This window comes from Stenotrophomonas sp. IS26, from assembly GCF_054188265.1.
Window position 1 is genome coordinate 1 of sequence record NZ_JBSZJV010000014.1, and the last position, 16165, is coordinate 16165.

The window sequence follows — 16165 nt, forward strand, 5'->3', positions numbered from 1 at the left end:
GGCAGGATCAGGAGCGGATGGAGCCATGGGCATCGACGGGGCAAGCGTAAGCCGTGTATGGCACCGCGTCTCTCGCGATCTGGGCGGATATCGTCGCGTTAAGGACATGCCGGCGTCTGTGACATTACAACTAATTGCATATCTTCAAGAGGGCAGCGCTCCTAAAGTCGTCGGCTTCATAACGACCGGCTATCCCGACATGACCACTCGCACCCTCAGTCGCCTGAACCGTCTGCGCCCGCTTTCGCTCGCCATTGCCGCGACCTGCGCGTGCAGCGGGCCCGTCCTGGCCCAGAGCCTGGGGCCGGTCGTCGCCGATGGTCACCCGCTCGACGTCATCTCGGGCAGCTATGCGTCCGCCGATGACGGAGCCGCCGGGTATGTCTTCCACGCGCTCAATGGCGGCAGTATCGGCTCCGGCGGGCCCGTATCGCTTACCACCAGCGGTGCCAATACGGCCGCCGCCCGCGCCGAAAGTGCTGGCACGCTCATCTTCGCTGCGGGCGACATCACCACCTCGGGGGCCAGTGCGGTTGGGCTTTCTGTCGCCACGGGCGGCCGCATCGAGCTGCAGGCCGATGCTGGCGGACAGGGCACCAGGGTCGCCACGAGTGGCCGGGGCAGCACGGCGGCGCAGGTCGATTCGGGCACGCTGGTGATGGGCAATGCGACGCTGGAAACCACCGGTAGCGGGTCGCACGGGGTGCTGGCCACCGGCACTGCGCAGGTGGAGATGGTGGGAGGCCACATCCAGACCAGCGGTGACTGGTCCCACGCCGTGATGGCAGACAACGGAGTGGTGACGCTGCGCGATGCACGGATCCAGACCGGTGACAGCTACTCTGACGGCCTGTATGCGCTCAATGGTGGACACATCGAGGGCGACAACGTGCAGGTCAGCACCGCAGCCGATGGCAGCGCCGGGGCGCGTGTAGAGGGTGGCGCTACGCTGTCGCTGATCAATTCCGACATCCACGTCGCCGGCGAATACGCCATGGGCGTTGAACTCAGCGGTGGCACCTTGCGCATCGAGAACAGCGCACTGCGCTCGGACCACGAGCGCGGCGATGGTGTTTACCTCAGGGCGAACAGCCGGGCCGACATCATCGGGACGACGATCACGGCCGGGGCGTTCGGGATCAACATCAATGGCGACGGCAGCGATGTGCAGCTGAGCGATGTGGAGATCACCGCAAACCGGCTCAGCGGCATCTGGATGCCCAGAGCGTCTGCTTTGACCATGCTTCGCGGCAGCATCACCACCAGCGGCGATGGTGGGGTGGGCATCGACAATCGCCAAGGCGTTGCAACGCTGGATGGGTTGACGATGCACACCGGTGGCGCCTCGGCGCATGGTCTGTATGCGTCCTACGACACGGGTGGGCGGCAGCCGCGCTTCGAAGCCGATGGCGTCGACGTCACCACCACCGGCGCAGGCAGCATTGGTGCGGTCGCACGTCTTGGCGGCACCGTGCACCTGCGCGACAGCACCCTGCTGACCACTGGCGCCAAGGGCTACGGCGTGCTCAGCGGTGGCCCGGGGGAGCTGACGCTGCGCGACACGCACGTGCGCACCCAGGGCCTGGAGGCCTATGCAGGCGTGGTCAATGCCAACGGCCGGCTGGATATCGATGGCGGCTCGCTGATCAGTGAACGCCATGCTGCATTGTGGGTGCGTACCGCGCGTGAGGTGTCGGCGCGCAACGGCGCCCAGCTGATCGGCGGCAATGGGACGTTGATGAATGTGGATGCTGCTTTCTCGAGCCCGTTCGAGCTCCACCTGGACCAGGATGTCTACGCGCAGGGCGACATCGCAATCACCCCGGAGGACATTGCCGCCGGCGTACCGGTACTGGCCGACATCCGCGTACGCCTCAACGGCCGTTCGCACTGGGTGGGCGCCACTACCGCGGTCAACCAGGTGGCGCTGTCCGACAACAGCCGCTGGACCCTCACGGGGGACGCCAGCGTCGGCCAGCTGAACCTGCAGGACAGCACCCTGGCCCTGTCGGCAGCGGGCAGCACGAGCTTCAACCGGCTCACCGTGTCCGGCGACGTCGAGGCGAACAATGCGCTGCTGATCTTCAACGGCGCGCTGGGCGATGACACCTCGCTGATCGACTTCCTGCACGTGCGCGGCGACACCCGCGGCAGCGCGGGCATCCAGGTCAACAATGTGCACGGCCTGGGCGCGCAGACGAGCAACGGCATCCAGCTGATCCAGGTCGATGGCCGGTCCGATGCGGCTTACACCTTGAACGGGCGGGCCGTGGCAGGCAGCTATGACTATTTCCTGCACAAGGGCGGCGTCACCACGCCCGGCGATGGGGGTTGGTACCTGCGCTCTGCGCTGACCCCGACCCCGCCGGACCCGTGCGATCTCGACCCGACTGGCCCCGGCTGCGTCACCTTACCGCCGCCGGACCCGTGCGATCTCGACCCCACTGGCCCAGGCTGTGTCATCGTGCCGCCGCCGGAACCGTGCGATCTCGACCCCACTGGCCCAGGCTGCGTCATCGTACCGACGCCGGAACCGTGTGAGGCCGACCCGACCGGCCCCGGCTGCGTCATCGTACCGCCGCCGGAACCGTGTGAGGCCGACCCCGCCGGCCCTGGCTGCGGCATCGTACCGCCGCCGGAACCGTGTGAGGCCGACCCCACTGGCCCCGGCTGCGGCATCGTACCGCCGGATCCCTGCGAAGCCGCGGAAGGCGACACCGCCTGCGATCGCCCGCCGCCGCCGCAGATCGTGCGGCCCGAAGCGGGGGCCTATCTGGCCAACCAGGCGGCCGCCGTGTCCCTGTTCCAGCATCGGCTGCAGGACCGTAATGGTGCTGACGGCATGGGCGAGGTGCGCGGTGCCGGTTGGCTGCGTGTCAGCAGCAGCCAGACCCGGCAGGACGTCGCCGGGCAGCTGGCACTGACAGGCCGTGCAACGGTGCTGATGGGCGGCCTGGATGTGTTGCATTGGGGCGGGGCCAGCCAGGGCAGCGCCGGTGTGCTGCTGGCGGCCGGGCAGGCCTCGACCGACGTGCGTTCGCGGCTGAGCGGTTATGCGGCGACGGGCACGGTAAAGGGCGGTGCGCTGGGCATCTATGCGACGTGGCTGCAGCGTCCGGGCGAAGGAACGGGCGCGTATGCCGATGGCTGGGTCCAGCATGGCCGCTACCGCAACACCGTGCAGGGCATCGGTCTGGCGAAGGAGCGTCAGGACGCGCAGACGCAGGCCGCCTCGGTTGAGACCGGCTACGCGTGGGCCATGCGGATGCGCAGCGGGACCCAACTGATGGTGCAGCCGCAGCTGCAGCTCACCTACACCGACTATCGTGCCGACCGGATCACCGAACACAACGGCACCCAGGTCGCCGTCGGTGCCGCGGGGGGGCTTTCCTCTCGATTGGGCGTGCGCCTGAGTGGTGACGTGCGCACCGAGGAGCGCCGCGTGCAGCCGTTCGTTGCTGCGCACTGGCTTCACGAGGGTGGCGGAAACCGGATCTGGATGGACGATGCGCTGATCGAGGGTGCGGTGCCGAAGAACCGTTACGAAGTGCGCGGCGGTGCGATGCTGCAGTTGGGGACGCGCTGGTCGGCGTGGGGCGACCTCGGCCTGCAGCGTGGCGATGCTGGGTATCGCAGTGTGAGTGCGCAGCTGGGCCTCAACGCACGCTGGTAAGCAGCGGCAGTACGCAAAGCACCAGCAGGTGAGCAGCGTCTGGATCGGCAGGGCTGCCCTGTGGATGCGCATGCAGCGCGGTTGAGGAGCGCATGCATAATCCATCTCACGGCCGGGCCGAAGCCCCGTGCACGCGAGGACAGGAGGGTGTTGATCAGATTGCTCACCTTTGCGCTGCTGTTCGTCAGCGCCAGCGTCTGGGCCGCCACACCGGCGGCCCCTGTTTCGGCCCAACAGATCTTCAATCGCTGGCTCGCGGCCTACAACGTCGGCGATCCGGACACACTGCGGACCGTGCTGTCGACCTACGGCATCGACCACACCCCGCAGCGGTATCTGGATATCCGCGAGACCTTCGGCCCGTTCGAGGTGCTGACCAGAACCGTGGAGACACCCGATACCGTCGCGGCCATCGTGCGCGGCACAACCAGCGATCGCGGGGTGCTGATCACCGTGGCCATCGATCCTGCCAACAGACCGCGGCTCAAGACCTTGCAGCTGGAAGGCGTGGAGATACCCGTCGCCTTGCGGCCCGCGCGGCTTGAGATGCCCGCGCTCATCGCGCAGAGCCCTGCCCGTCTGGATGCGCTGGCAGCACAGGACAAGCTCTCCGGCACCTTTCTGCTGGCGCAGGACGGCAAGGTGCTGATGGCGTGGCAGGGCGGGCTGGCCGACCGGGAGCAGGGTATTCCGGTGGATAGCACCACGACATTCAGGCTCGCCTCGTTGAACAAGATGTTCACCGCGGTGGCGATCCTGCAGTTGGCCGAGGCGGGCAAGCTGACACTGGACGATAGGATTGCCCAGCATCTGAAGCATTACCCCAATCCGGCCGTCGCCACCGGTGTCACGATCCGGCAGCTGCTCAACCACACCAGCGGCCTTGGAGAGATCTTCGACGAGGCATTCGAGGCGCGGAAGACATCGCTCAAAACGCTGGCCGACTATTGGCCCGTCTATGGCGCTGCGGCCCCGGCCTTCAAACCCGGCACCCAGGACCAGTATTCCAACTACGGCTACATCCTGCTTGGCTCGATCATCGAGGCGGCATCGGGACAGTCTTACGATGCCTACGTCGAACAGCACATCTTTGCGCCGGCGGGCATGACCTCCACGGGAGCGGCGCCCGAGGCGACCCTGGTGCCAGGCCGCGCGGTGCCCTACACGCTGAGCGAGGGCCATTGGGTGCGCGAGACCAAGAGCCTGCCGTTGCGCGGTACATCGGCGGGCGGCGGTTACAGCACCGCCCAGGATCTGCTCCGGTTCGCCGAGGCGTTGCGCAGTGGCCGGCTGATCCCGGCCGCGGCATTGGACGCGGCCACCTCACCGCAGAATACCAAGGGCTGGTACGGCTACGGCTTCATGGTGAGCGGTGAGGGAGAGCAGCGCCAGTATGGCCACGAGGGTGGGGCGCCCGGTGCGAATGCCGCGCTCATCGTGCTGCCCAGCAACGGCTACGTGGTGATCGGGCTGAGCAATGTCGATCCCGATGCGATGGAGAACGTGGTCAACTTCGTCGGCAACCGTCTGCCGCTGCCGCAGCGCGGCCTCAGCGCCAGCCCAGCAGCGCCGGCAACGACGAGGCCAGCAACGCGATCCCGGACACGGTGAGCAGGCTGAGCACGATCTGCCGGAACCGCAGGTCGCTGATGCCGATGTACAGGCGGGTGCCGAGCAGGGTCGGGATCAACATGGCTGGCGCCACGATGGCAAACATCGGCAGCATTTCGCGGGTGACGATGCCGGTGCCGACATAGGTGCCCATGGTCACCAGCAGCATGGACAGGTTGAAGTTCTGGACCACGGAGCGCTGCACGTCACGCTCGTAACCGCGCAGCGTGCACCACAGCGTCGGCAGGGTGCCGGTGAAGCCGCCCAGGCCGCCCATGATGCCGCCGGCAAATCCCACCACACCATCGGCCGCCCGCCCGCCCGCCGTGACCCGCGGCAGCTGGCGGGACAGCAGCATCGCCGGGCACCACAGCACCAGCAAGGTGCCCAGGATCGCCTTGAGCCAGTGCATGTCGAGCAGGGGCAGCAGGTAGACGCCCAGCGGAATGCCGGCCAACCCGCCCAGCACGAAAGGCAGCAGGGTCTTCAGATTGAAGCCGCGGCGCACGGTGAACGCCGCGAGCAGCTGGCCGGTCAGGGCACCGAACACCGAGAGGGTGGCCGCCAGCCTGGGATCCAGCACCCACGCCCAGAAGGAGAGCGCCACCAGCCCGAACGCGAAGCCCGACAGCCCCTGCACGAAGCCCGCCACGATGGCGCCCAACGCCACCACCAGGTAGATCGAATCCACGATGACTCCTTACTGCGCGTCGGCGAAGGCATCCGTCGCGCGCACCAAGGCATCGGCAGTCGCCGGTTCCGTTGCGCTGTGACCGGACACCACCATCTGCAGCGAGGCCTCGGGCCAGGCACAGGCCAGGTCCCAGGCACTGCGGGCCGGGCAGATGATGTCGTAGCGGCCCTGCACGATCACGCCCGGCAGATGCCGGATGCGGTCGATATCGCGCAGCAGCTGCGCATGATCGAGGAAGGCATGGTTGCGGAAGTAGTGCGCTTCGATGCGCGCCTTGGCCAGGGTGTGCAGCGGATCGTCACCGGACACCGCGCCGACGTCGTGTTCCAGCGTGGCAGCGTGATCTTCCCACCCCAGCCAGGCCTGCGCGGCGGCGATGCGGGTCGCTTCGTCCGGGCTGTCCAGACGACGCCAGTATGCGGCGATCATGTCGCCGCGTTCGTCTTCAGGGATATGCGCCTCGTAGGCCGCCCAGCGCTCCGGGAACACCCAGCGCGCACCGCCGTCGGCTTCGGCGAACCAGCGGTTCTCTTCGGCGCGGCCGAGATAGACCCCGCGAAGGATGAGGCCGGTGGCACGTTCCGGATGGGCCTGGGCGTAGGCGAGTGCCAGCGTGGAGCCCCAGGAGCCGCCGAACACCAGCCAGCGCTCGATGCCCAGCCGCGCGCGGATGATCTCCACGTCGGCGACCAGGTGCTGGGTGGTGTTGTCCCGCAGCTCACCGAACGGGGTGGAGCGGCCGCTGCCGCGCTGATCGATCAGGACAATGCGATACCGTGACGGGTCAAAGAAGCGCCGGTGGGTGGGCGATACGCCGGCACCCGGCCCGCCATGCAGGAACACCACCGGGATGCCGTCCGCAGCGCCGCACTCCTCGACGAACAAGGTGTGCAGGTCATCGACCGCCACCTGATGGGTGCGGAAGGGTGTGATCGCGGGATAAAGCGTGCGCATGGTGGGCGTCCTACGGAAAACTGACGCCCCATGATACCGCCCGGGTTCGTCGAGCCGCGTCCGTGACGCGTCACAATGGCGGCGCGCTGTCCCTGTCGCGCTGCACCCGCGTCCGATACGCCGCCACGTTGTCACCGCGGATGCGTCGCTCCTGCGTGCCGATCACCGTATCGACCTTGCGGTCCGCGCCGGTCACCGGCTTGGCCTCGATCGCGGTATCACGCTCGAACGCATGCGATTTGTCGGTGTTGCGGTAGTACCGGTACAACGCCCAGTACAACGCCGTGGCACCGGCGGGGCCGGCGGCAAGCAGCCAGAGTCCACTGTCATCGCTCATGAGGCAGCTACCAGGAAGAAGAGAACGAGGGCTTCAATGATGGTGCCGGTGGTCAGCGCGGCCAGCAGCAGCTTCCACTGCTGCACCGGCACGCTGCCCATGGTTTCACCGGTGCGGCCATTCACCGCGATGTAGTGCAGCATGCCGCCATTGCGGCCCGGCTGGTGGTACGAGTACAGCCACACCGGCAGGTACATCGATACCCAGCGCGTGCCGTGCACATCCACGCGCTCGCGTTCCCAGCGCACGCCACGATCGTAGCGGCGCACCGAGCCTTCCACCTGGGCGCGGGCGATCGACAGCAGCTGGTCTTCCAGCCGTGGGTGCAGCTTTTCCACGTCGAGGTTGCGCTTTTCCGAGGTGAAGCCGGCCAGATAGGAGGCGTTCCACTTCAGGGCGTTCTTGGTATCGAACGGCAGGATCGCGTTGATGATGTTGTTGGTGTTGGTCTGCGTATCGAGGTTGCCACGCTCGGCCGAGGATTCCATGGTGAGATCGTCCACGGTGAAATCCACCTGGCGATCCACCTGGTAAACGTCGGCGTCGTAATACGTTTTCTTGTTCTTCTCGGTGCCGCGCGTGTACTGCCGGGTCTGGATCTCGCCCTTGCCCGATACGCTGGCGCTGACATTGCTGTCCACCACCATGTAGGGCAGGTAGACGCCGGAGACATTCTCGGGCGTGAACTGATCCTTGAATGCCTTCAGTGCGAACAGGCGGCGCTTGTCCACGAACTGGCGGATCCGCGCGACCGCATCGTCCTTGCTGATATGGAACGGCAGCACCGCATCGGGCACCGCGCCATTGGAGATCTGCTCGTTGACCCCGAACACATGGCGGCACCAGTGGCAGCGTGCGGTCATGGTGCTTTCGGTGTTGATCGTGACTTCGGCACCGCAGCCAGTGCACTTGAAACTCATCAGGCTGGCGGTATCGGCTTCGATGTCGCGTGCGCCCGAGGCGATGACCGTGCCGCGCAGCTCACCGATGCCTTCACCAAAGCCAAAGGCCTCCTCAACGCGCTCACCGTGCCATTCGTGCCGGCAGAACTGGCAGACCAGCACATCGGTGCCCAGCTTGAGCCGTATATCGCTGGAGCCGCACTTCGGGCAGCGGTTGAGACCGTCCTTCAGCTCGGCCGCGGCGGTGTCCAGCGCGACCGGATCCGGGGCCTGCACCTCATCGCGGATGGGCTGGGGCAGGGTGGCTGGATCCACCGGGAAACTGCCCGGCAACGGCGGCACCTCCCGGGGCGAGCCCGGGCCAGTGACCGGGGCCACCGGGGAAGGCGGCAACGGCGGCGGAACCGCCGGGATCGGCGGTGGAATCTTGGGGTCGGACATGGTGTCGGTGCGCTCGGTGTCTTACAGCCCCAGCGCCTTGGCCTTGAGCTTGTCGTAGTCGTCCTGGGTGATCAGGCCGAGGTCCAGCATCTCTTTGGCCTTCTTCAGCTTGGCGACCGGATCATCCGCGGCCGGAGCAACCGGCTGCTGCATGCCGCCGACCCCGAGCATGCCCGAGGCCATGCCCACGCCGACCAGGCCGGCCGCGCCGCCGTTCTCGCCCGCCGACTGGATGCCCTGGGCCACACTGGCCTGCAGGTTGGAATTGCCACGCGAGCCGGCCAGGGCATCGGCGCGCTGCACGGTCTTGAGCAGCTCGCGGGTGTTGGCGTCGTACTCGATCGAGACAATGGCGGTCTTGACGATGGCCAGGCCACGGTCGGACTTCCATTGGTAACCCTGCTCGACGGCAGCGGACAGGCTCTGCGCAAAGCCGAGCGAATCCTGCTGCAGCTTGGTGATGCGGTTGCCCTTGCCGGGATCGTTCGTATACAGGCTGAAGGCTGGCGCGAGCGAGCCCACCACTTCATTGAACAGCTGGCTGGCGGCGGCGTTGTCCAGATCGGTGAAATCGAACACCTGGCCGGGCTGGAGGTAGCTGGCCGGCACGAAATTCTTCACGAACAGGATCGGATCGACGATCTTCAGCGTGTACGAGCCGCGCGTGACCGCGCCGACCTGCGTGCCGAGGAAACCGTCATCCCAGTAGATTTCGGACTGCGTGCCGAAACGGTTGTCCGGCAGTTCCTTCAGCGAGACAAAGAACGCCGCCTGCTGCGACCCTGGCTGGCCGCCGAACTTGAAGCGCTCCCAGCTCTGCTTGATCAGCGGGCTGACGAACCCGTCGCCGGCGAAGATCGACTGCGAATTGGTATCGTCCGAGCGCCATTCATAGCCACCCGGTTCGGCGACGAAGCCGGTGATCGCGCCGTCCTGGAACAGCAGCAGGCCGTACCCTTCGGGCACGACGATCTTCGAGCCGTTGGTGATGATGTTGGAGGAGGCGCTGGTGTTGGAGCCGCGCCCGGCATTGGTGCCACGCGGCACCGCCGCGAACAGCGCTGCCGTGGAGGGCAGGCCCGTCGGGACGGTGTAGAAATCCTTCCACTGGTCGGCCAGAACACCACCGACTGCCCCTGCCACTGCCTGACGAAGACCCATGACCCACTCCCTGCGATTCGTGGCCGGGCACCGTGCCCGCCATGCTCGTCTGACTATATCAGCAGCCAGTGCGCCGGCAGTGGCGCCCTGATCCGGCCGCGGTGCCGGTCAGGTAGCGGCTGCATCCAAACGGCTCCGCCGCCCGTAGACCGCCCATGAACCCCAACTCGCCGATCGCCCGGAAGTGGCCTACGATGGACGCTGACCTGCCTGCTGCAAGGATGACGCCCTTCGAGGCTGCCCGGATGACTGCCGCGCCTGCTCAACACCCGGTGGAGCTGAAAGCCTGGGCTGCGGACGTGGCGGCGGTTGCCAGTACGCGGGATCGTGAGTGTTTCATGCGGATCTACGATCACTTCATGCCGCGCCTGTGCCGATATCTGAACGGGCTGGGCGCGCCCCACGGCGTGGCCGAGGACCTGGCCCAGGAGGTCCTGCTCAAGTTGTGGAACCGCGCCGATCTCTACGATCCGATGCGGAGCAGCCTGGGCACCTGGCTGTACCGGGTGGCCCGCAACCTCCATATCGATCGCGTGCGGCGCGAGCACATCTGGGTGCATGCCCATGACGTGGTGGAGCAGGCGGCAGAGCAGGACGACGGGCGCGGCTCTCTGGCCGAGCTGCACACCGAGCATGTCCGGCTCAAGCAACGGCTGGATGAACTGTCCGCCACCCAGGCACGGTTGATCCGGATGTCCTATTTCGAAGCAAAGACCCATGTCGAGATCGCCAACGAGTTGAACATGCCGCTGGGCACAGTCAAATCACATATCCGGCGGGCCTTCCTGCAACTGCAGGCGTTGATGGGAGAGCAGCGATGAATCCTCGGCACCATCTGGATCCGGCCACCGTGCTGGGGTTTGCGACCAGTACGTTGGCCCCGGAGATGTCCGTGGTCGCCGCTGCCCACCTGGAAGGGTGCGCCCACTGCCGGGAGCAGCTGCGTTCGGCCGAGCGTTTGGGGGGCGTGTTGCTGGAGCAGCAGTTGTCGCCGCCGCCCGAGGAGAATCGCCAGGCAGCACTGCGCGAGGCGATGCTGGGCCGGCTTGATGCGTCGGCACGTCCTCCGGTGGCGCGGGAGGGTGCGGAACCCGGCCACGCGCGGGTGCACGATCCGGATCAACTGCCGGCCGCACTGGCACCGCATTTCGGGACGTCCTACCGCTCGCTGAAATGGCGCTGGATGGCGCCGGGTGTCCACTGCATCCGTGCACCGGCGCACCCGTCGTTGATCATGCTCAGGATCGCCCCCGGCAAATGCCTGCCCATGCACAGCCATGGCAACAGCGAGCTGACCCAGATTCTCCGCGGCGCTTATGACGATTCCCTGGGGCATTTCGCCCCCGGCGATGTGGCCGATCTGGACAGCGACGTCGAGCATCAGCCCGTGACCACCCCCGGTGTGGCGTGCATCTGTGTGTCAGCGCTGGATGCGCCGCTGGTCTTCAGCGGGTGGTTCGCGCGCAAGCTGCAGCAGGTGTTCAAACTCTGACGGGGCGCGGTGTGATCGCGGCCTGTTCGAACACCTGCATCACCGCGGCCGGCGCCATGGGCCGGGCAAGCAGGTAGCCCTGCACTTCATCGACCCCCATCGCGGCCAGTACATCCACCTGCGCCTGATGCTCGACCCCCTCGGCCACGGTGAGGTAGCCCAACTCGTGGGCCAGATGATGGATGGCCGAAACTTTGGCGCGCGCGCGCGAACTGCTGGCGATGCCATCGATCAGTGACTTGTCCAGCTTGACGGTGTGGATGGGAAGGTCGGACAGGTAGCTGAAATTGCTGTAGCCACTGCCGAAGTCATCGATCGCCACCGTGATGCCGGCCTGTGCCATCGCCGCGATGTGGCCGATGGCCGGCGATCCCGGGCGCAGCCATTCGCCTTCGGTGATCTCCAGTTCGATCATCGAGAACGGCAGCGCCCTGTGCTCCAGCTTGCTGCGGATGTCCTGCCAGGCCGAGGCATTGGACAGATAGCTGCTGGACAGGTTGATCGAGACCGGAATGTCCTGTCCTTGGGCGCGCCACGCCTGGACCTGATCCAGCGCGGTGTCCAGGACCCAGTGGGTCACCTCGTCCATCAGCGCCGTCCGCTCGAAGACCGGAATGAACTCGCCCGGGCTGATCGGCCCCAGGGTGGGGTGGTTCCACCGGATCAACGCTTCGGCCGAGACCGGGCGCCGACCGTCAAGGGTGAAGCGCGGCTGGTAGTCCAGATGGAAGTCGCCGTTCTGCAGGCCGCGTTCGGCATCCGAGGCCAGACGGTAGGCGCGGTGCATCTTCTCGTCGCGCTGTGCGGAATACCAGCAGAAGGGCTGCCGCGCGTCGAACGCGCCCTGCATGCTCACCAGAAGCCGCCGCAACAGGTCGTGGCTGTCTTCTTCATCCGGATCGACCGCACAGATGCCGGCATGGAAACGGGGGGACATCGGGACCGCCGCGGCCATCAGCGGACGCAACATGCGCGTTCTCAACTCCAGGATCAGCGCCTCGACCTGTGCCGCGGCAGGCATCTCGACCACGAAGGCGAACCGCGTCACCCCCACGTGGTAGACCGTCGCCACGCCCCCCAGCGCGGCGCGCAGGCGGACACCGGCGCGCCGGATCAGGGCCTCCAGCGGGCGCAGCCCGAGCACCTGACCGACCTGGTTGGCCCGCGGAATGTCGAGGATGTCCACGGCAACGGCATACGCGGTTCCATCGGCGCAGCGCGCAAGGATACCGGGCAGATCCGCATGGAACTGGTGCCGGCTTGGCAGGCCGCTGACCGGGTCCAGCCGACCGGACATCGCCCGCAGCTCCAGCTGCGCGACCACCAGTTCGGCCAGGGTGCTCAGTTGCTCCTGATCCCCCTGATCGAACGTGCGCGGGCGCGTGTCCATGATGCAAAAGGCCCCGATGGGCACGCCGTTCTTGGCCACCAGGGGGGCGCCGGCGTAGAAGCGCAGATGCGGGCTGTGGGTGACCAGCGGGTTGTCCCGGAAGCGGGGGTCCTGCTGGAGATCGGGCACCACCAGCACGCCCTCGGAGGTGACGGCGTGGGCGCAGATCGAGGCGCGGATGTCGGTCTGCGCCATGGGCAGGCCGATCCGGGAAAGGAAGCGCTGCTCCACATCCCCGAGGATGGAGACGAACGCCACCGGGGCATCGAAGGTGTACCCGGCAAGTGCCGTAAGCCGGTCCAGCGCCGGCACGGATGCCAGGCCATCGAGCTGCATGGCACTGAGGACCGCGCTGCGTTCGTCGCGTTGTGAGGTGGGGGGAGTCATTCCACGCTATACGGACGAAACACGCCCCTGGATGCGCTTACCAGTCGGTCGGCGCGTAGTCCTTCAGGAACTGGCCCCAGACATGTTCGCCGGTGTTGAACCCGTGGATGATCGGATCAACGATGCGCGCAGCGCCGTCGACGATATCCAGCGGCGGATGGAAGCGCTCTTCCTTCACCTTCTTGGCCGCGATGTCCGCCGGATCCTCGTCGGTCACCCAGCCGGTGTCCACACTGTTCATGTGGATGCCGTCGTTCTGGTAATCGGCGGCCGAGGTGCGCGTCATCATGTTCAACGCGGCCTTGGCCATGTTGGTGTGCGGATGGCGGGTGGTCTTGAAGTTGCGGTAGAACTGCCCCTCCATCGCCGAGACGTTGACGATGTGCTTGTCACGCTCAGGCGTGCGCAGCATCAGCGGCTTCAGGCGCGCATTGATGATGAACGGCGCGATGGCATTGACCAGCTGGGTTTCCAGCAGTTCCACCGACGGCACTTCGGCCATCAGCATGCGCCAGGAGTTGCGACCGCGCAGATCCACCTGCTGCAGGTCCTGATCCAGCCGGCCATCCGGGAACAGATGCTGCTGGGCGACCAGCTCATCCTCGAGCAGCGGGACCTGCGACAGCTCGGCGGCACGGGTCAGACCATTGGCGGCATTGAAATCACGCCCCTGGACCACCGGCAGCGCGGCCGAGGCGGTGGTGCCGAGCAGTTCGGCACTGCGCAGGCCCTCGTAATCGCCGATCAGCTTGCGCAGCGTCTCGGGCACCTCATGCAGCGCGGCGGTTTCGCCGGCCATCATGTGCGCATAGAACTGCGGCGGGCGGCGCACGGTCTGGCAGGCATTGTTGATGATGAAATCCAGGCGCGAACGGGTGGCCAGCAGTTCGTTGCAGAAGGCCTCCACGCTCGGGGTGTGGCGCAGGTCCAAGCCGTACACCTGCAGGCGGTGGCCCCACACGCCGAAGTCCGGCTCTTCGGCGTAGCGCGCGGCCGAATCCCGCGGGAAGCGCGTGGTCACGATCAGCTCGGCACCGGCCCGCAGCAGCTTCAGGCCGGCCTGGTAGCCGATCTTGACCCGGCCGCCGGTCAGCAGCGCGACGCGGCCGGTGAGGTCCGCCGTCTCGGTGCGCTTGACGAAGTTCAGCTCGGCGCAGGCCGGGCACATCTGGTCATAGAAGTGGTGCAGCTGGGTGAACTTCTGCTTGCAGACATAGCAATGGCGCAATTCCGGGGAATGCACCGGTTCCGGCGTGGCCGCCGCATTCTCGCCGTTGGAGGCGTCATGCAGGCCGGCCGCGTGCGGCGGGAAATAGTTCGGGGTGCTGAACACCGGCTTGCGGCGCAGGGCGCGGATACCGGTCTGCGCCAGCAGCGCCTCGGACTTGGCCACTTTTTCCTGGTGCCGCGCCTTGGCCTGCTGCTTCAGCTTGGCCCGGCGGGCCTTGGGCTCGGGGTGATACACCTTGGCCACCACCTGGTGCAGGCGCACGCGGTCTGCTTCGGGCAGCGTATCGAGCACGCTGCGGTCGGCTTCGATGGCCTCCAGCAGGTCCAGCGCGGTGCGCAGGCGGTCGGTCAGGGGCAGGTCGTCGTCGGCAAGGGGCAGGGCGGTGGTATTCAATTCGGATCCGGAAAGCAGCAGGAAGGCAGGCATGGGCCGCCGCGCGACGGCCCCTGATGGGGGCATCCGCCAGCAGCCCGGGGCATACGGTGGGTGGCTATTGTCCCTGATCCTGAGTCTGCTTGCTTTCCCGTCGCCATCAACCTGAATGGAGAAAGCGTGTGCGGGCCGAAACACGTGGCGTCAGGACCTCTGGCGGCAGCGGTGTCGTTCTGGATCGGCGGCCTCGCGCTGCCGTACGGTGACGACGGCATCGGGCACTGCTGCTCATTGACCTCAGTCCACCTGCCGCGCATCGCATCGCGTTGGACGCTCGATGCCCCGCCACTCAGTGCCCGAGTGACGCCTGAAGCGCCGTCGCCAGCGCCGCGTCACCGTTGACCAGTTCCGCCCATTTCAGGGTCACACCGTTCCGCTTGCCCTTGGGCACCAGCTTCAGGCCCTCCGGATCAAGGGTCAACGTATAGACCTCGTCGTCGATCTGGACTTCCCGGCGGAGTGGTTTATCGAGTGGCGTCATGACGTGCTACGGCTTCGGCGGCGATTCGCGCTTCGGCTCCGCACCGGTCCCGGTGCCATGCCCGGAGTCCTGCTGTTCGGAGGCGGCTGTACCACTGCCGCCCCCGGGCACGTTACGGGCGGGCTCACTGCCTGCCGCCGGGGCAGGCTGCTCGATGGTATCGGCGTGCTTGCCCTGATCGGTAGGCTCGGCCTGATTGCAGGCCGACAACGCCATCGCCGCGAGGGCACTGAACAACAGGGTTCGCATGGCAACTCTCCGGAACTGAGACTAGCCCGCGTTGTAGCGCTGATTCCGTGCGCGGTGCGTGAGTCATCACTTATCACTCCGTGATGACAGACAGGGGGAGTAGCCTTGTCGCCGTCGAAGCTTAGCCGTTCCGTGGTCTACGGGCGGGGAGCCGGCGTGTTACGGAGCAGAGTTCACATCATGAGTATTCCCGAGGGATTGGACGAGCATCGTCGGGGGCAAGGCCTCACACGACGAGGCTTCCTTCTTGCGGTCGGTTCGGTTTCACTGCTCGCAGCCTGCCGTGACAAAGCGCCTGCCGTTGCAGGGCCGGCCGCAACAGCGCCCGCGGCCAAGACCGACACCGCCTTCCTCGAGCTCTCTTACGCGCTGACCGGTAGGACCGATCTGGACCCGGCCACGGCCGACCGGATCGAGCAGGCGTTCGCCCATCTTCAGCCCGAGCTGCATGCGCAGTTCCCCACCCTGGTCACTCTTGCAGGGCAGGTGACTGGCGCACAGGCGCTGATCGCGGCGGCGGGCGACGCGAAACCCGCCGCTTTGGCCGTCATCACCGCGTGGTACACCGGCACCGTGGGCAAAGGCGTGCACGCCGTGACCGTGTCCTACCGCGATGCGCTGATGCAGCGCTGCGTGGATGACGGTCTTTCACCACCGACCTACGTCCAAGGCGGCCCCGGCTGGTGGACGGCTGAGCCGCCGGCCCCGATTCGCGCCCACGCCTGAGCCT

Annotated in this window: 14 protein-coding genes; 5 read left to right on the forward strand and 9 right to left on the reverse strand. The window is 66.8% G+C overall.

Annotated elements, in window-relative coordinates:
- Window positions 1-199 precede the first annotated feature (199 nt).
- Both ACW6W5_RS12820 and ACW6W5_RS12825 read left to right on the forward strand, forming a co-directional pair.
- Window positions 200-3673 (forward strand): autotransporter outer membrane beta-barrel domain-containing protein, encoded by a 3474-nt coding sequence (locus ACW6W5_RS12820; protein ID WP_193222815.1) that lies wholly within the window; start codon window positions 200-202, stop codon window positions 3671-3673.
- A gap of 150 nt (window positions 3674-3823) precedes the next feature.
- Window positions 3824-5284, forward strand: coding sequence for a serine hydrolase domain-containing protein (locus tag ACW6W5_RS12825; RefSeq protein WP_226956658.1), 1461 nt, complete (start codon window positions 3824-3826; stop codon window positions 5282-5284).
- On the opposite strand, the gene ACW6W5_RS12830 is transcribed toward ACW6W5_RS12825, so the two are convergent.
- From ACW6W5_RS12830 to ACW6W5_RS12850, 5 genes are all read right to left on the reverse strand, one after another.
- A complete protein-coding gene (locus ACW6W5_RS12830) occupies window positions 5223-5975 on the reverse strand; it encodes a sulfite exporter TauE/SafE family protein (protein ID WP_152153127.1) in 753 nt (250 codons plus the stop codon). The two genes, ACW6W5_RS12825 and ACW6W5_RS12830, sit on opposite strands and share 62 nt — an antisense overlap.
- Before the next feature lie 9 nt (window positions 5976-5984).
- The gene (pip, locus tag ACW6W5_RS12835) at window positions 5985-6932 is read right to left on the reverse strand and encodes a prolyl aminopeptidase (protein WP_152153129.1); all 948 of its coding nucleotides are present in this window, start codon (window positions 6930-6932) and stop codon (window positions 5985-5987) included.
- A 70-nt stretch (window positions 6933-7002) separates the two neighbouring features.
- Complete coding sequence (locus tag ACW6W5_RS12840; RefSeq protein WP_121036875.1) at window positions 7003-7269, reverse strand: hypothetical protein; 267 nt, start codon at window positions 7267-7269, stop codon at window positions 7003-7005.
- Window positions 7266-8612 (reverse strand): TFIIB-type zinc ribbon-containing protein, encoded by a 1347-nt coding sequence (locus tag ACW6W5_RS12845; RefSeq protein ID WP_152153132.1) that lies wholly within the window; start codon window positions 8610-8612, stop codon window positions 7266-7268. The genes ACW6W5_RS12840 and ACW6W5_RS12845 overlap by 4 nt, the downstream gene beginning before the upstream one ends.
- A gap of 21 nt (window positions 8613-8633) precedes the next feature.
- Window positions 8634-9773 carry an SPFH domain-containing protein gene (locus ACW6W5_RS12850; protein ID WP_121036873.1) on the reverse strand — a complete coding sequence of 380 codons (1140 nt, stop codon included), beginning with the start codon at window positions 9771-9773 and terminating at the stop codon, window positions 8634-8636.
- Window positions 9774-9967: 194 nt separating this feature from the next.
- Here ACW6W5_RS12850 and ACW6W5_RS12855 point away from each other — a divergent pair, with 194 nt between their 5' ends.
- Window positions 9968-10594 (forward strand): sigma-70 family RNA polymerase sigma factor, encoded by a 627-nt coding sequence (locus ACW6W5_RS12855; protein WP_226956659.1) that lies wholly within the window; start codon window positions 9968-9970, stop codon window positions 10592-10594.
- Window positions 10591-11265: a ChrR family anti-sigma-E factor gene (locus tag ACW6W5_RS12860; RefSeq protein WP_152153134.1), complete on the forward strand. Its 675-nt coding sequence runs from the start codon at window positions 10591-10593 to the stop codon at window positions 11263-11265. The genes ACW6W5_RS12855 and ACW6W5_RS12860 overlap by 4 nt, the downstream gene beginning before the upstream one ends.
- Here the strand turns inward: ACW6W5_RS12860 and ACW6W5_RS12865 are convergent.
- The 4 genes from ACW6W5_RS12865 to ACW6W5_RS12880 form a co-directional block, all read right to left on the reverse strand.
- The gene (locus ACW6W5_RS12865; protein ID WP_226956660.1) at window positions 11255-13042 is read right to left on the reverse strand and encodes a putative bifunctional diguanylate cyclase/phosphodiesterase; all 1788 of its coding nucleotides are present in this window, start codon (window positions 13040-13042) and stop codon (window positions 11255-11257) included. The two genes, ACW6W5_RS12860 and ACW6W5_RS12865, sit on opposite strands and share 11 nt — an antisense overlap.
- 37 nt (window positions 13043-13079) lie before the next feature.
- A complete protein-coding gene (locus ACW6W5_RS12870) occupies window positions 13080-14699 on the reverse strand; it encodes an SDR family NAD(P)-dependent oxidoreductase (protein ID WP_428999836.1) in 1620 nt (539 codons plus the stop codon).
- Window positions 14700-14994: 295 nt separating this feature from the next.
- Window positions 14995-15186, reverse strand: a complete 192-nt coding sequence (locus ACW6W5_RS12875; protein ID WP_121036870.1) for a hypothetical protein — start codon at window positions 15184-15186, stop codon at window positions 14995-14997.
- 6 nt (window positions 15187-15192) lie between these two features.
- On the reverse strand, window positions 15193-15435 hold the full coding sequence (locus tag ACW6W5_RS12880; RefSeq protein ID WP_121036869.1) for a hypothetical protein: 243 nt from the start codon (window positions 15433-15435) through the stop codon (window positions 15193-15195).
- A 180-nt stretch (window positions 15436-15615) separates the two neighbouring features.
- Between ACW6W5_RS12880 and ACW6W5_RS12885 the strand changes: the two genes are divergently transcribed.
- Window positions 15616-16161 (forward strand): sugar dehydrogenase complex small subunit, encoded by a 546-nt coding sequence (locus tag ACW6W5_RS12885; protein ID WP_152153136.1) that lies wholly within the window; start codon window positions 15616-15618, stop codon window positions 16159-16161.
- The last annotated feature ends 4 nt before the right edge of the window (window positions 16162-16165 follow it).

Bases quoted from the DNA above. Each gene is read 5' to 3' on its own strand.
- ACW6W5_RS12820 (WP_193222815.1), top strand. From the start codon at position 200: ATGACCACTCGCACCCTCAGTCGCCTGAACCGTCTGCGCCCGCTTTCG.
- pip (WP_152153129.1), bottom strand. From the start codon at position 6,932: ATGCGCACGCTTTATCCCGCGATCACACCCTTCCGCACCCATCAGGTG.
- ACW6W5_RS12840 (WP_121036875.1), bottom strand. From the start codon at position 7,269: ATGAGCGATGACAGTGGACTCTGGCTGCTTGCCGCCGGCCCCGCCGGT.
- ACW6W5_RS12845 (WP_152153132.1), bottom strand. From the start codon at position 8,612: ATGTCCGACCCCAAGATTCCACCGCCGATCCCGGCGGTTCCGCCGCCG.
- ACW6W5_RS12850 (WP_121036873.1), bottom strand. From the start codon at position 9,773: ATGGGTCTTCGTCAGGCAGTGGCAGGGGCAGTCGGTGGTGTTCTGGCC.
- ACW6W5_RS12855 (WP_226956659.1), top strand. From the start codon at position 9,968: ATGGACGCTGACCTGCCTGCTGCAAGGATGACGCCCTTCGAGGCTGCC.
- ACW6W5_RS12860 (WP_152153134.1), top strand. From the start codon at position 10,591: ATGAATCCTCGGCACCATCTGGATCCGGCCACCGTGCTGGGGTTTGCG.
- ACW6W5_RS12865 (WP_226956660.1), bottom strand. From the start codon at position 13,042: ATGACTCCCCCCACCTCACAACGCGACGAACGCAGCGCGGTCCTCAGT.
- ACW6W5_RS12870 (WP_428999836.1), bottom strand. From the start codon at position 14,699: ATGCCTGCCTTCCTGCTGCTTTCCGGATCCGAATTGAATACCACCGCC.
- ACW6W5_RS12875 (WP_121036870.1), bottom strand. From the start codon at position 15,186: ATGACGCCACTCGATAAACCACTCCGCCGGGAAGTCCAGATCGACGAC.
- ACW6W5_RS12880 (WP_121036869.1), bottom strand. From the start codon at position 15,435: ATGCGAACCCTGTTGTTCAGTGCCCTCGCGGCGATGGCGTTGTCGGCC.
- ACW6W5_RS12885 (WP_152153136.1), top strand. From the start codon at position 15,616: ATGAGTATTCCCGAGGGATTGGACGAGCATCGTCGGGGGCAAGGCCTC.